The sequence below is a fragment of the Microbispora sp. ATCC PTA-5024 genome, assembly GCF_000511135.2.
Taxonomy (GTDB): Bacteria; Actinomycetota; Actinomycetes; order Streptosporangiales; family Streptosporangiaceae; genus Microbispora; species Microbispora corallina.
In genome coordinates, this window is sequence record NZ_KI866523.1 from 1,167,761 (window position 1) to 1,181,029 (window position 13,269).

Sequence of the window (13,269 nt, forward strand, 5' to 3'; positions counted from 1 at the left end):
CAACACGGGGAGCGCCAACTCTCACGATGAGTACGCAGCCGGTCGACGCCCCCTACAGGACAGCCCTGGTAGACGCCTGTCGACAGGCCGGGCTCGACTGTGACGGTGCTCGGCTGCTGCGCGTTCACGCCAACGCGATCTACTACTTGCCCCGGGAGAACGCCGTCGCGCGCGTCCGCAACGCCTCGGCATTGGAACGCATGCGCATCGCCGTTCAGACCGCCGCCTGGCTCGCCGAGCAGGGCTTTCCCACGCTAAGGCCGCTCGACGTGACCCAGCCCGTGGTCGTCGGCGCCCACCTGGCGACCTTCTGGGAGTATCTGCCGCCCCTCGACGGACGGTCGGCCGACATCACCCACCTCGCCGGCCTGCTGCGCGTGCTGCACCGTCATCCGCTGCCTCCTCTACCGCTTCCCTCTATTCGCCCGGTGGGGAGCACCGCAGCCGAGGCGAGGGCGTCCACCGTCCTGTCGGAGAGCGAGCGGGACTGGCTGGTCGAGCGTTGCGTGGAGTTGGAGGAGGGCTTCGCGCGGCTCGCGGCCACGCTGCCGTGGGGAATCGTGCACGGCGACGCCCACACCAACAACCTTCTCCCTCATCACGAAGGCGGCTGGGTGCTCATCGACTGGGACTCCGTCGGCGTCGGCCCGCCCGCCTATGACTTCATGCCCATCTACCTGCGCCCCCGCCGCTTCGGCTACCCGCACTCCCTATGGCACGACTTCTGTACGGCTTACGGAATCGAACCAGTGAAGGACGGCGACCTGAACCTGCTGGCACAGATCCGTGAGGTTCGCAGCCTCAGCGCCTTCATCCGCGGCGCTGAACACAACCCCGCCGCCCGCACGGAGCTGCTCAACCGGCTGTCCTCCCTCATGACAGAAGACAGCACGCGCAGGTGGCACGCCCTCTGACCCAGCGCGACCGACAGCGAGCTCTAAGATGGCGGCTATCTGGTCAGCAACCTTTCACCCTCCATCGCGAACCTATCCACCACTAGGAATGCCTTGCCTAGCTCGTTGAGCGTCAGCTCAAGCCGGTAGAAGTCGACCTCGCCGCCACCATTGCGGTACGGCCGGATCCGGTCTGTATCCAGACCCCGCTTCCACTCCTCGAACGGCACTTCCGCGAAGGGCTCGTACTCATCGTCCCAAATACAGCAGTCTGCTCTGTACTGGTCATATTCCGTCCCGTCGTACGTCTCCGGGTGCACTTGGGCGTCGGCCCACGCGAACAGCTTCGGCACCGCCTCGGCGTAGCTGGCGAGGCCAAGGAATACGCCCCAACTGGCCAGCTTCTCGGGCTTCTCGCCGTCCTCGTTATCTACGCCTAGACGAATGTCACCTCGCCCTGAGGTCTTGTTGACCCACTCCTCCATGTCCACCACCAGCCGCTTGCCGCTGGCCAGCAGCTCCATCCACGGCTTGGCAAGCCGCAGCTCGCGCAGGCGCAGCTCGTAGGGATCGCCCTCGGCCGCTTTCCGCAGCGGCTCCCGGGCGCTCGCATCCAGCACCTGGCTCTCAGGTACCAGGAGCTTCCAGCCGCCGGTCGACATCTTGACCAGCGTCTCCCGGTTGACCAGCTGCCAGTGGCAGCGTTTCGTCTCCGGGTGGTACAGCACCACGGCCACCGGCAGGGAGTGGTTCGTCCAGTACTGCACATGCTGCTCGTCGGGCCGGAACCACCAGCCGCCTGGCCCGGTTTCCTCGAACCAGCTCGTGCCGCTCTTGATCTGCAGCGCCAGCAGCCGTCCGCGCACGTCCTCGCCGTCGACGACCTCGGTCTGCGCGTCGATGCCGTAGTCCTCGGTCGGCTGGTCGCGAAACACCCAGTCCAGCTCGTCTTGTATGGCCTGCCGGGTGTGGGTAACACCCTCTTCGGCTACTTTCGCGGAGGCTTTGCGGCGCGTCACGGGGACATCTTCTCGCTTCTTCACGCGAAACGCGGAGGAGTCTGCTCACCTCGTTCGCTGACCAGGCGGGCAGACATGTGGACAAACCAACCGGCGGCGCCAGGTCGCCCATGTCGTCTCGTCCGCTGATCTTGGCTACATGGGGTGCCGGGCAGGAAAGCGACAGCCCCGCGTCTCGTCAGCCAGGCCCTCCAAACCGAAACCACCGACGTCGGTCGGTGGTTGTTCCTGCTCCCGTGTCGACGCTTGGCCCTTTATCGTCCGTACGGATTCGACCCGTAGCCCCCTCCAGAGGGTGGTGCCCTCTCCGCTTGCAGCAGTGCCGCCATTAAGCCCGTGGAGACTGAAGGCTGATCGGCCGCTCTGAAGCCGAGTTCATCCGGTCCAGAAGGGCTTGGGTTTCGGAGGAACACGTAACCCCGAGGGCATCGAGGCGGGCCTTCAGATGGCGAGCGCGCATGCGGGCTTCGTCAGTGCGGCCGAGGTCGATCAGGAGCCGGATGGCCGACCTGGCTGCGCTCTCCATGTCCGGGTCGAGAGCGCACGCCTGGTCGTAAACCTCCAGCGCACGCTCGTTCCGCCCTGAGCGTTCGTGGAGCACTCCGAGCTGAAGGAGGGCCTTCACGCTGGCCACGGTCAGCGGCCAGCGGTGGTCCTGATCGAGCCAGTCGTACTTGAGGCCCTGGCACAGGCGTCCCCGGCACAGGCTCTCTACCGCTTCCAGCGCGGCTTTCCTGGCCTCGTCAGTCCCGGCGGTACGCGCGTCGGCGAGCGCGCGGTGGAAGGCCCACAGGTCCACGTCGACGCGCTGCGCCTCGATGCGGTAGGTTTTACCGCTTCGTTCGATGAAGCTGGCTTCCTTCTCGCCCAGGCCGGAGGCTCCGCGCAGCGCGGCGCGCAGGTCCTTGAGGGCGGCGTGGAAGCGGTACCCGGCCAGCGTCTCCTCCAGATCCGGCCAGAGATGCTCGCAGATTTCCTCGCGATCCAGGCCCTTGGGGTGGACGGCCAGGAGGACGAACAGCTCCAGAGCTTTGGCGCGGCCGGAGATGTCCAGCGGCGTGCCGTTCACCTCGATGACCGGTGCGCCGAGGATGGCGAACCGGACCGGCTGGGGTGCGGTGCTGGGTGGCGGGACCTCGAGTTCTGTCGGCTTCTCGGTTAGCTCGGCCGGCATGCCGTTCCCCAGGGCGAGTGTGTGGAGCACTGTCGCCGCCGCATCGGTCGGCATATGGAACAGCGTGACATCGCGGAGTTCCTTCGCCAGAGGGCCGATCGTCTCGGCCACTCGGTGGTCCTGGTCGATCTCACAGGTGGTTCCGGACGACGATCGCCCTATCAGGACGGACCCGACGCCGAAGGTGGACCCCAAGCTCATGAGGGTGTCCAGGTACGCGTGGCCGTCCGCAGCGCAGGCGGTCAGCAGCAGCGCGGGCAGCGGCTCGCCAGGCTCCGCCTCGCGGAGCTGGGGGATGTCGTCAGTGTCGTGGTCGCGGAGTATGCGGCGGCGGGCGACGAACTGTTCCTCCAGGTGGTCGATGGCCTCGTCCAGGGTGGCGACCAGCCGGAGGCCCGGCAGGTGGCCGGTCAGGGCGGTGATGGTTTCGCCGAACCACCGTACGGCGTCCTGGGAGGGGATGACGATCTCGGCGCGGTGCTGGTCGGCCTGAGTGAGGAGGTCGAGCACGATCGCTCGTGCGCAGTCTTCGGCTCCTGGGCCGGTCAACGCCAGATTCAGCCCGGACAGCTCCAGGGAGACGGGCTCCTCGCCGCGGATCCCGGCTTTGAGCATGAGCGGCGGGTCGATGGAGAACGCGGAGGTGACCAGCTCGAAATCGTCCGGCGGACCATCTTCCGATTCGGCGAAGCTGCGCCGGTGTGACTGCTCCAGCGCTCGTACGGCGGTCGGTTGCGGTTCGGGTGCAGGCACGCTGAGCGGCTCGTTGACGGCCGGGACGGGTAGGCGTCGCCGATGGCGGAGCCGGACGGAGGCGAGCGCGACGGCCACGCCGGCGGCCAAGGAGATCGCCATAATCCCGCCTTCGGGCAGCACAACCACGCTGGAGCAGACGGCCGATCTCCTTGGCTGCGGCGAGAAGTCCGCCGCGGGACGTGGCGAGACGTCTTCGTGGTGACCGGGTTGCCGCGTTGCCGATGTAGCCGTGGGAAGAGGCGAAGGGGCTCGATGGCGGGTCGGATCGGCCTTCCTGGTCTCCTGCTCGCGTTCGGGTAGGACGAGGTGCCAGCCGGATTCCAGCACGTCAGGATCGGTCAGTCGGGCGCCGCCCGGCTGCGGCCGATCCTTGTTCAGCCTGAAGATCTCTTTGAATCGCTTGCCGTCTCCGAGGCGCTGTTCGGCGATCTCCCACAGACTCTCGCCCGGCCTGACAGTATGGGTGCGTTGGGATGAGCGAGGTTCCTTCCTGGCGGCGTCACCGGGCAGACGTAGGGTCCATCCGGGCCTCAGCCAGTCTCCTCGGGTGAAGGTCTGCCCGTCGTCCATGGTGCGTCCCTGGTTCAGCGCGACGATCTCCCGGTAGCGCATCGGGTCTCCGAGCTGCTTGTCGGCGATCGTCCAGAGGGTGTCTCTCGGCTGGACCACGTAGGTCGCGTACGGCTTGGCCGGCTCAGAGGTCTTCGGCCCGGCCGCCATGAGGTGGTGCGAGGGCAAGGCCACTGGTGCGACTGCCACCGCTGCTGCTGGGATGGTTCCGCGGGATGCGGCAACCGGAGCTGTGGTCGCCACGGTGATCGTGGTGATCAGGTAAGCCGCCAGTCGCTGGAACGGCATACGCACCCTTCCACGCCGGGCGCGGGCCGTTGCCACCAACTCGACGATCACCGCCCCGGCGAACAGGGCCCAGCACGTCCATACGGTCGCGAGCATGAGCGTCTTGATCACAACGGGTTCGGCGGGCGTGGCCAGGTCGTCGAGAGTGGGTAGGTCCACCGGCCAGAAGAAGGTCAGCAGGATGGCTGGGATTCCGGCGAGTAGCCCAGTAAGCACCGCGATCGCCGCCGCCTTGGCGAGGATGGGGTGACGCAGCCCGTACATCGTCATGATCGTCCTTGCTCGATGCCCTGGAACATGCGCGCTGAGGCGCTGGCTGTGGCGGTCACGCTGCCGATCCCGATCAGAGAAATCAGCACGGTCGGCCGGGACACCGTGACGGTCACCTGGACCGTGCGGTTGCCGGATAGGGAGGCGTTGCCCGAGTGCCCGCTGGAGGACAGGTAGGCCCGAGCGGCGGCCAACGCCCTGGAAGCGTCGATTTCGAATCGGCCGCCGGCGTAGGCATGGTCGATGTCCACCTGTCCAGCTCCGGCGCGGGCGGCCTCCTCGGCCACGGCGTACGCCTCTCGGTATGCCTGGATCTTGGCTCCGCCGTCCACGACGAGTCCGGCGCAGATCAGCAGCGCCAGGCCGAGCACCGCGGTGAACGCGGTGACGGAGCCTCGCTCCTCGGTCCGGGTCACGGCTGTCCGCTCCTTGCGCGGTGCGGGTCGATCGGGCTGCTGAAGCTGCTGGTCAGGCGCTTGGATCCGGGAACTCCGGGCACGGCGAGGTCGGCCAGGTCCACGTCACAAGTGACACGAGCGACCACGACGGCAGGCCTCCCCAGCGGAGTGGAGAACCCTGTCGTGTCGACGGTCACCGACGGCGAGCACGCCAGTCCTTCACGGTCGAGCGCCGCCCGCGCGCTGGACAGGGCGGCAGATCGTGCCGCGGCTGGATCGCGGGCGATGGAAGCCTGGCGGGCCGCGTCCCGCGCCGCGGCGTCGATGGCGCCATGGGCGAGTGTGACGCGGCCCAGCCCGACCACCATCAGCAGCACAGCAACCAGAGCAGGCGCGATGAGCGCCGTCTCCAAGGCCATCGAGCCGCGCTCACGCAGGTCCGTCATTCGGATGTCCACTTCTCCACCGGGGCCCGGGCGACCTGCTCGACATCGAGGGGCAGCAGCGGAATCAGGCTGATCGCCTGCCCGCTGACCGCCACGCTGAGGCTGTCTGCGGTGCGCTCGACGCTGACCTTGCCGGAGGTGAGGAACGACCCGCCGACCTGCCGGATGAAGCGTTCGGCTGTCGCCTGCCCGGCGGAAGGGCTGGAGCCGTACGCGCGCCCGGCTCGCAGTCCTTCCTGAGCCGCCGCCAACGCGAGGTTCCGGGCGTGGAACCACAACGCGGCGTTGATTGCGAGCAGGACCAGCAGGAGGAGCGCGGGATAGACCAGCGCGGCCTCCAGCGTCGCCGATCCTCGCTCACGCCGATTCATTTGATCTTGGCGAGCTGTTCGTTGACGACGGAGGTGATCTTCGCGCCCACGGCGATGGCCAGCAGGAACACCACGGCTGCGATGATCACCCATTCGACCGTCGAACCACCGCGTTCAGAGTTCGCGCCGCGCCGCTGTGCGTACCGATTGACAACCAGCGACATCCGCTCCAGCTGTACGGCCAGAGCGAGCATGGCTCTGTAGATCATCGGTGGGTACCTCCGAAAGGGTCAGCCGCCGGTCATCCGCGCGAAGGCGGGATAGCCGAGCAGCAGCAGGAACCCGAGGACCGACAGGGCCATCGGGACGGTCATGGTCTCGGTACGGGACTTGGCCTTGGACACCTCGGCCGACAGTTCGACCTCGCGCAGGGATTGGGCCTTGGCCATGAGGGTGTCGAGGATGCCGGCGCCGTGGGTTCCGGCGAGCCGGGCGATGGCGGCCAGGTCGGCGAGCTCAGGAACGCGGATCTCCTCGGACAGCCGGATGAGCTCATCCCATGCGCTCGCGGTGGCCCGCCGTGCGGGGTCCAGCGCGAGGCACAACCGCTGGAAGGTCCACCCTCCACCGACCTTGGCGGGCGACTCCAGTGCCTCAGCCGGCCCCGATCCGGCTGCACGTGCGAGCGCCACCAGATCCAGGTACGCCACGATGGCCTGCCGGAACGCCGCCCGCGCCTCAGCGGCGTGGCCGCGTATCGAGGCGTCGGGGGCGAAGAACGCGGCGACGGCGAAGGCCAGGCATGCTCCCCATGAGACCGGCCAGGGAAGGGCGACGCCGAGCAGTGCGCACCACGCCCAGAAGACGACCGGACCAGCCGCCCCGAGCCCGATCACCACGCCCTTCTGGGTGAGGTAGTCATCGGCCGTCCTGCCGAGCACCGCCAAATCCGCCTGCGGGATACGCGCGCCGATTACTGTTCCGGACAGTTTCCGCGCCATGCGCGACCGCCAGTCCCCATCCGGCTCGCTGCGGCTCCCACCCGGCCTGAGCCGTTCCATAGCCGGTGCGAGCGCGGGCGGAGCGGGGAAGACCGCCAGGATGGCGAGGGCTCCGCCGAGGCCGATCAATGCCCCGCAGGTCAGAACCAGCGCTATCACGATGGATCACCTGCGGGGTTGAGGAAGCGATGTCCCTTCGGTGCCCTGGTCAGGCGGTGCAGCCACATGAAGGCACCCGCGTACAACGCGATCACGATGCCGAGAACAAGCTGGCCGCCCACCGTTCCGAACGGGGCGACATAGGCCCGGTTGACCAGCGCGAAGGTGGTGTATCCGAGCAGCGCGCCGATGACCCATCGGGCGGTCGTGCGATGGGTCGCGCGCTCGGCGTCGATCTCCCGCCGTGCGGCCACGTCCTTGGCCACCGTACGGGCAAGGCCCTGGAGTACCTCTCGCAGTCCCTTGCCGCGGGCGCGGCAGGCCAGGATCAGCGCTGCGGCGATCACATCCCCGGTCGGGTCGTTCAGGTCATCGGCGAACGCTCGCAAGGCCTGCTCGGTCGGGGTGCGATAGGCGAGCCGCCGCGCGAGCGCCCGCACCTCGGCTGCGATCGCCGGCGGCGGGTTGTCCGCGCTGGACTGCAACGCCTCCTCAATGCCCGCACTGCCGCCCAGGACGTCGGCCAGATGGCGGGTCCACGTCTGAAGCGCCTCCAGGCGCTCGATCCGCCGCCCGCTGTCGCGGGCGCTGAGCATCCGCGGCAGCGTCACAGCACCCACCGCAGCCCCGAGGGCGGCGACCGGCCAGCCCGTAAGCCACCACGTCAGCACGAGAACTCCCGCAGCCACGGTCGTAGGAACCGCCGGTATCCGCGGCAGCCGCCGTGCCGGGTGCGGAGGCCGTACCAGGGCTCGGCGCATTCCCGTGATGGCGAGCAGAGGTCCCGCGATGAGCGCCGCGCCGGCCAGCGCGGCGAGCCAGCCGGTCATGCGTACCCTCGATCCCAGCCCCGAGGCGCGAACAGGTCCGGGTCGAACCCCGCCACCACCAGTTCCTCCATGCACTGCGGGATCGTGTTCGGTACGGCCCGCCCGTCCGGCCCCGGGACATAGACATGGTTGACCGCCGGTTCCAGCCCGTCTCCCGGAGGCAGCACCTCGTTCACCTCCGCGACGTAGCGGCGGTTGACCAAGCCGTCGATGTCGTGGCGGAGTTCGTGCCGCAGGTGGACGACGAAGTCCACGGCCATGCCGATCGTGCGGAACAGCGTGTCCGGCGCGATGGAAAGGCCGCCCGATCCGGCGAGGATCAGCATCCGGGCGAACACCTGGTCGGCCGAGTCGGCGTGCATGGTGCAGATGGAGCCGGAGCCGCCGGTGTTCATCGCCTCCAGCATCGGCACCAGCTCGTCGCCGCGGACCTCGCCGACGATGATCCGGCGTGCGTTGAACCGAAGCGCGTCCTCGATGAGCTGGCGCATCGTGATCGCGCCCAAGCCTTCGGTGTTGCCCTCCCGGGCCTCCATCGCGAGCACGTCACGGTGCCGGTCGGTCTGCAGGTGAAGGAAGAGCTCGTACTCCTTCTCCACGGTGGCGATCCGCTCGTCCGGGTCGATTTCGGCGGCCAGTGCCCGGGCGAATGTGGTCTTGCCGTCGCCCATCCCACCCGTGATCACGATGTCCTTGTGGGCGCGTACGGCGGCGGCGAGGAACGCGCGGAGCCCCTTGTCCACGGTGCCGTTCACCATCAGGTCGTCCAGGTCGGCCTCGAGCAAACCGTGTCTGCGGATGGACAGGCACGGCCGTGGCGTGACTCCCATCAGCGCGGCGATGCGGGTCCGGTGCCCGACCGACAGATGAAGACGCGGCCGAGCGATCGAGAAATCCCGGGCGGTCTGTCCCTGATAGGCGGCCCACCGGCGGACGTTGCCCACCAGCTCCTCATCACTGTCGGCGATCGGTGGTCCGAGCGCCTTGTGGCCGTCCCGGTAGGTGATCCACACCTGGTCACAGCCGTTGACGTCGATGTTCTCCACCTCGGGGTCGTCGACGAACGGCTGCAGACGCCCCAGCGCGAAGATCTCGTTGTAGACCGCTTCCGCGAGCCGGCGCTCCTCCTGCAGCGTCGGCGCATCCCTGCCGGCTAGCGCCCTGCTGTCCACGTGCTCGCGGACCAAGTCGGTGATGACGGCTCTCGCGTACTCGCGCACGGCCTCGTCCCCGGTGACCGCTGCGGCGTCAAGCGCTTGCGTGACCGTGGGTAGGACCTCGCGCACCGCCTGCTGGACGTCGAAGCTCACGAGACTGTCACCTCGGTACGTGCTGGCTCCTCGCAGAGGTGATCGGCCAGCGAACGAGCGGCCCGAATCAGTGGAGAACGGGGGACGTATCGCTCGTTGCCGATGCCATGCGACAGCACCGCCGCGGCCCGAGGATCGTGGGGAAGGTGGTCGACCACCTCCACACCGAGCGTCTTCGCCACCTCCCTGCGGCCGTACGGCCCGGCTCCGATCAGCAGAACCCGCGGACCGGACCGACGACCGCGCATGGCTCGGATTTCAGTGAGGCGAGGAGCCAGCGCGGACAGATCCACGAGTGTGGGACGCACGACGGCGAGCACCTGATCCGCATCGGTCAGCAGCGGAGTAGGCATGTCCCAGCCGCCGACGCGTCCGACGTCGGCGATCACATCCCCGGGCGTCGCGGTGAAGGTCTTGGTGATGTCCACCCAGAGCTGCCGGACCGAGGCCATCTGAGCAGGGTCGGCGAGGCCTGGCAGGATCCGGCGGGACCCGGCACCGGCCAGATGCAGGACCTGCTCGTCAAGCGTGGTGGCGGGGTCGGCGCCGCGGCGGAGTTGGACCGCCCACTCGCCCAGGCCGCGTTCCTGCGGCTGGCCGACGAGGTATCCGGACAGGACGCTGCCACCGGCGGGATCGCACTCGGCGAACAGAACCTCACGCGGCCAGGCCAGCGTGAGAGCGAGTCCGGTCGTCGTGACGCCCGGACTGTGGCCGCCCGAGCACAAGACGGTCAGCATCTATGTTCACCTCGCCCGCGACTGGAGGATGAGCGCGATCTTCCCGTCCGCGGCCTGACGTGCCAGCGCACTGCCCTCGCCGGCCGGGACGACGAGGTCGACCACGATGAGCCCGTCAGTGTCTGGCTCGCCGACGCGGTCGACCCGAGCCTGGTGATCGGCCGGGGCGCCCTGCCCGTTCGAGATGGCGGGCGCCACGGCGGCGGCCACGACGCGATCACCGGGCTGGATTCCCCTGGCCGGTAGTTGGCTCGGCTTGAGCGCCACCGGCACGACGACCTGCCCCGGTGCCGGAACGAGTGTCCCGGTCAGGTGCGCGGGTGCCAACAGGGTGCCGACCTTCAGGTCCACAGCGGCGCGTCTGCCGATGACCGCGCTCTTGTCCGTGGCCTCCACGGCCCGTACTCCTGAGTCCAGGCCGAGCGCGACCGTCCGAAGGTCCTGTGCTTGCAACTGCTGGCCGATGGGAACGTCGCGCGCCATGACGAGAACCGGCGTTCGGTGCCCGGCGATGCCGTACACCTGCCAGGCGATCAGTGCGCCGAGAGCGGTCAGTGCGACGCTCACCGCAAGCATCACCGGACTGCGCCTGCTCGGTAGCGGGCGCACGTGTGTATTGACCCGGCCCGCTTCCCTGCTCAGCATGAAGCTCTGGGGCATATGGCTATCCCTTCGTGACGAGCGCCTGGGCTTCGATGACGCGGATCGGGAAGGTGACCGACTTCGTGATGGTCGGCAGCGTGCCGCCGGTGCCACCCGAGCCGCGCCAGGTGCCGCTCCAGGTCACTGACACGGTCACCCGATAGGCGCTTGCCGGATGCTGATACGCGTGCGAACAGGTGGAGCTCTGCTGGTCGGCGGGCCGAGTGGTGTCGTACGCGGCTCCGGGCCCGTCGCAGGTGAGCGTCTGGCCGTCGCCGGTACTGATGGTCATCCGCTCGGGAGTGGCGGTGGCCGCGGCCCAAACGGTGCCCATGTGCAGCCTCTTTGACTTGGGCGCCCACTGCCCGTCGGCTAGGAAGAACCACTGCGGGAGCCCGACCAGCCCGTTCTGTCCGCGTGGCGGAGCAGTGAGCACTGTCGGCGGCGCGATCGGGATCAGTTTGTACGCTCGACGAGCGAGTTGCTCAGGGGTTACCGCATCACGCCGTTTCTTGATCCAGACGACGTCTCGGTAGCCATCGGAGCACTCGACCAGGTAGTAGGCGCCCTTGCCGGTCGGCTCGCTGCTCAGGTTGCTGCCGGGATCGACGAACTCCAGACCACCGTTTTCCCGCCCGTCAGCGAACCACGGCTGGTAAGTACATCTGACCTTCGATCCCTTGCCCGTCGGAGTCGCTGACCCGGGACGGGGCAGGCGCTTGGCCGAAATGATGTAGCCCGTGTAGTCACTCGACACGCCGACGCCATCTCCGTCCCCGTCTCCGAGTGGGGCAATGGCAAGTCCGGCGACAAGGACATAAGTCATGCCGTAGGCGAACAAGGCTCTTCCACCTGCTCTACCTTCGACACTCGCCAGGCGCCATCCGTCCCCTTCGCGAGGGTGGCGACAAGATGAATCCGACTCGTTCCATGCGTGAGGCGCTTGCCTGTCCGATCGTCTGCCTGACCGCCTTTCCGGGCGTCTTGGCAGTCGTGGAGGGTGGCGCGATCTCTCTCGATCCGTACGTCGAACGGGTGATGTTCGGGATTTCCCCATGTCACCCGATGAGTGGCGCGGAGCGCGGCGATTCCTCGCAACATCCGGCTCAGGAGAGGCTGGGTGGCCACCTGTTCAAGGATCGCCTTGCGCTCTGCTGGGTAAGCCCGCTCGGCGCGTTGGCCGGCGGGGTAGAGGTCGCGGTATACGGAAAGGACGGCATCCTCGCTCGTGGTGGCCGTCGGCGTGGGCGAGGGCGGCGTCATGGTGAGGGTTGGTTCCGGAGCGGTGCCGCTGGACTGGCAGGCAGTCACAGCGCTTGCCGTGACGACGAACATCGCCACCAAGGGCAAGGCCCGTTTTGGGCACCGCAAAACAACCCTCACCGGCCAGCACCTTCACCATAGAAATTGATCCACTACAAGCAGTCGTCAGATTAGAGTAGTGGCCCAACCGTGGCGCCTAACGGTCTGGTCATTCAATCATTACCCGCGATTTATCAAACGGCTAAGCCCTTATGGTGGCTGCCCTCTTGTGGTGTGAGAGGTGGAGCCCAAATCGCCAAAATTAAGTGATTCTCCGCCTGATGGACGCTTGTTTCTAGAGCGCCCTAAATGTGCTCAGGAGTTCCGTGAACGTCTCGAACCGCAGCCTTGAAGGCGGCAAGGTATAAACCGCCAATGACGGCGGTTACCTGCTCGCCAACAGTCCGGCCATCGCTGTCCGTAGCGGCTACTTACTGCGCCCGCTGGCCCACGAGGTACTGGCTGTGGCGCTTGCCGACCGCGACGGCGGCGCTAACCTACGAGCCCGCGCATGGATCCGGCTACGGGAGCAGGCGGATGAGGCCGTCCTCCAGGTAAGCAGTCTGGCCGGCGTCTGCCGCCAAGATCGCCGCGGTCATTCTCCTCGCCAGGCCTGGCGGCAAGAGCTTGTCCAAGTCCGCGGGAGGAGCGAATACGTATTCGTCGAGCTCCTCGGGCTGCAGGCGGAGCGCCGCAATTTGGGAGTCAGTGAGCACGCCTGCGTTGAAGACGAACATCAGCCCGGCGTCCCACGGCGGTGCCGGGGGCACCCAGTCGACACATGCGAGCTGACCCACCGGCGGCGCGATGCCCAACTCCTCCTGCAGTTCACGGAGCAGAGCACTGACGGGGGACTCCCCTGCCTCGACGATCCCGCCAGGGACGTCCCATTCGTCCTTGTAGACCGGGTGCACGACAAGCACCCGCCCTTGGTCGTCTCGCAGCAATGCGCCTGCCGCGGCACGAAGGCGGGGTACGGAGGCGACGTAGGCCAGGTATGGCGCGGAGTCGCTCATGACGGCTCCGACACTATGAGCCGCGGACGGCCTGGCGCCGGGGTATTTCCAAACCTCACGCGGAAGCAGCTCGTACACCACTGGGCGGGACGTCACCGGCCGGCAGGGAAAGACGGCGTGTCGCCCACGGACTGTTCATACCCT

General features: G+C 67.8%; 15 protein-coding genes. 2 read left to right on the forward strand and 13 right to left on the reverse strand.

Annotated elements, in window-relative coordinates; translation table 11 throughout:
* Positions 1–26 precede the first annotated feature (26 nt).
* Entirely contained in the window at positions 27–914 is an 888-nt protein-coding gene (locus MPTA5024_RS17950; RefSeq protein ID WP_051458302.1) for an aminoglycoside phosphotransferase family protein, read from the forward strand.
* Positions 915–949: 35 nt separating this feature from the next.
* On the opposite strand, the gene MPTA5024_RS17955 is transcribed toward MPTA5024_RS17950, so the two are convergent.
* The 12 genes from MPTA5024_RS17955 to MPTA5024_RS18010 form a co-directional block, all read right to left on the reverse strand.
* The gene (locus MPTA5024_RS17955) at positions 950–1,936 is read right to left on the reverse strand and encodes a DUF4365 domain-containing protein (RefSeq protein ID WP_198167215.1); all 987 of its coding nucleotides are present in this window, start codon (positions 1,934–1,936) and stop codon (positions 950–952) included.
* 304 nt (positions 1,937–2,240) lie between these two features.
* Positions 2,241–4,970 carry a LysM peptidoglycan-binding domain-containing protein gene (locus MPTA5024_RS17960; protein WP_036325200.1) on the reverse strand — a complete coding sequence of 910 codons (2,730 nt, stop codon included), beginning with the start codon at positions 4,968–4,970 and terminating at the stop codon, positions 2,241–2,243.
* A complete protein-coding gene (locus MPTA5024_RS17965; RefSeq protein ID WP_036325201.1) occupies positions 4,967–5,386 on the reverse strand; it encodes a pilus assembly protein TadG-related protein in 420 nt (139 codons plus the stop codon). The genes MPTA5024_RS17960 and MPTA5024_RS17965 overlap by 4 nt, the downstream gene beginning before the upstream one ends.
* Positions 5,383–5,814 (reverse strand): TadE/TadG family type IV pilus assembly protein, encoded by a 432-nt coding sequence (locus MPTA5024_RS17970; RefSeq protein ID WP_036325202.1) that lies wholly within the window; start codon positions 5,812–5,814, stop codon positions 5,383–5,385. The genes MPTA5024_RS17965 and MPTA5024_RS17970 overlap by 4 nt, the downstream gene beginning before the upstream one ends.
* Entirely contained in the window at positions 5,811–6,185 is a 375-nt protein-coding gene (locus MPTA5024_RS17975) for a TadE/TadG family type IV pilus assembly protein (protein ID WP_036325203.1), read from the reverse strand. Before MPTA5024_RS17975 ends, MPTA5024_RS17970 begins: the two co-directional genes overlap by 4 nt.
* On the reverse strand, positions 6,182–6,394 hold the full coding sequence (locus MPTA5024_RS42315) for a hypothetical protein (RefSeq protein ID WP_036325204.1): 213 nt from the start codon (positions 6,392–6,394) through the stop codon (positions 6,182–6,184). The genes MPTA5024_RS17975 and MPTA5024_RS42315 overlap by 4 nt, the downstream gene beginning before the upstream one ends.
* A 21-nt stretch (positions 6,395–6,415) precedes the next feature.
* Positions 6,416–7,285: a type II secretion system F family protein gene (locus tag MPTA5024_RS17985; protein WP_157099526.1), complete on the reverse strand. Its 870-nt coding sequence runs from the start codon at positions 7,283–7,285 to the stop codon at positions 6,416–6,418.
* Complete coding sequence (locus tag MPTA5024_RS17990; protein ID WP_063794707.1) at positions 7,282–8,115, reverse strand: type II secretion system F family protein; 834 nt, start codon at positions 8,113–8,115, stop codon at positions 7,282–7,284. The genes MPTA5024_RS17985 and MPTA5024_RS17990 overlap by 4 nt, the downstream gene beginning before the upstream one ends.
* Positions 8,112–9,425 carry a CpaF family protein gene (locus MPTA5024_RS17995; protein ID WP_036325206.1) on the reverse strand — a complete coding sequence of 438 codons (1,314 nt, stop codon included), beginning with the start codon at positions 9,423–9,425 and terminating at the stop codon, positions 8,112–8,114. The genes MPTA5024_RS17990 and MPTA5024_RS17995 overlap by 4 nt, the downstream gene beginning before the upstream one ends.
* Positions 9,422–10,165 (reverse strand): hypothetical protein, encoded by a 744-nt coding sequence (locus MPTA5024_RS18000; RefSeq protein ID WP_051458305.1) that lies wholly within the window; start codon positions 10,163–10,165, stop codon positions 9,422–9,424. Before MPTA5024_RS18000 ends, MPTA5024_RS17995 begins: the two co-directional genes overlap by 4 nt.
* Before the next feature lie 6 nt (positions 10,166–10,171).
* On the reverse strand, positions 10,172–10,825 hold the full coding sequence (locus tag MPTA5024_RS18005; protein WP_051458306.1) for an SAF domain-containing protein: 654 nt from the start codon (positions 10,823–10,825) through the stop codon (positions 10,172–10,174).
* A 4-nt stretch (positions 10,826–10,829) separates the two neighbouring features.
* Positions 10,830–11,648, reverse strand: a complete 819-nt coding sequence (locus tag MPTA5024_RS18010; protein ID WP_051458307.1) for a hypothetical protein — start codon at positions 11,646–11,648, stop codon at positions 10,830–10,832.
* Positions 11,649–12,038: 390 nt separating this feature from the next.
* Here MPTA5024_RS18010 and MPTA5024_RS40970 point away from each other — a divergent pair, with 390 nt between their 5' ends.
* A complete protein-coding gene (locus MPTA5024_RS40970) occupies positions 12,039–12,218 on the forward strand; it encodes a hypothetical protein (RefSeq protein ID WP_157099527.1) in 180 nt (59 codons plus the stop codon).
* 412 nt (positions 12,219–12,630) lie between these two features.
* Here the strand turns inward: MPTA5024_RS40970 and MPTA5024_RS18015 are convergent, their stop codons facing one another.
* The gene (locus MPTA5024_RS18015) at positions 12,631–13,125 is read right to left on the reverse strand and encodes an NUDIX domain-containing protein (protein ID WP_036325207.1); all 495 of its coding nucleotides are present in this window, start codon (positions 13,123–13,125) and stop codon (positions 12,631–12,633) included.
* Positions 13,126–13,269: the final 144 nt, after the last annotated feature.

Coding starts and splice junctions, on each gene's coding strand:
- MPTA5024_RS17950 (WP_051458302.1), top strand. CDS start 27: ATGAGTACGCAGCCGGTCGACGCCCCCTACAGGACAGCCCTGGTAGAC.
- MPTA5024_RS17960 (WP_036325200.1), bottom strand. CDS start 4,970: ATGACGATGTACGGGCTGCGTCACCCCATCCTCGCCAAGGCGGCGGCG.
- MPTA5024_RS17970 (WP_036325202.1), bottom strand. CDS start 5,814: ATGACGGACCTGCGTGAGCGCGGCTCGATGGCCTTGGAGACGGCGCTC.
- MPTA5024_RS17975 (WP_036325203.1), bottom strand. CDS start 6,185: ATGAATCGGCGTGAGCGAGGATCGGCGACGCTGGAGGCCGCGCTGGTC.
- MPTA5024_RS42315 (WP_036325204.1), bottom strand. CDS start 6,394: ATGATCTACAGAGCCATGCTCGCTCTGGCCGTACAGCTGGAGCGGATG.
- MPTA5024_RS17990 (WP_063794707.1), bottom strand. CDS start 8,115: ATGACCGGCTGGCTCGCCGCGCTGGCCGGCGCGGCGCTCATCGCGGGA.
- MPTA5024_RS18000 (WP_051458305.1), bottom strand. CDS start 10,165: ATGCTGACCGTCTTGTGCTCGGGCGGCCACAGTCCGGGCGTCACGACG.
- MPTA5024_RS18005 (WP_051458306.1), bottom strand. CDS start 10,825: ATGCCCCAGAGCTTCATGCTGAGCAGGGAAGCGGGCCGGGTCAATACA.
- MPTA5024_RS18015 (WP_036325207.1), bottom strand. CDS start 13,125: ATGAGCGACTCCGCGCCATACCTGGCCTACGTCGCCTCCGTACCCCGC.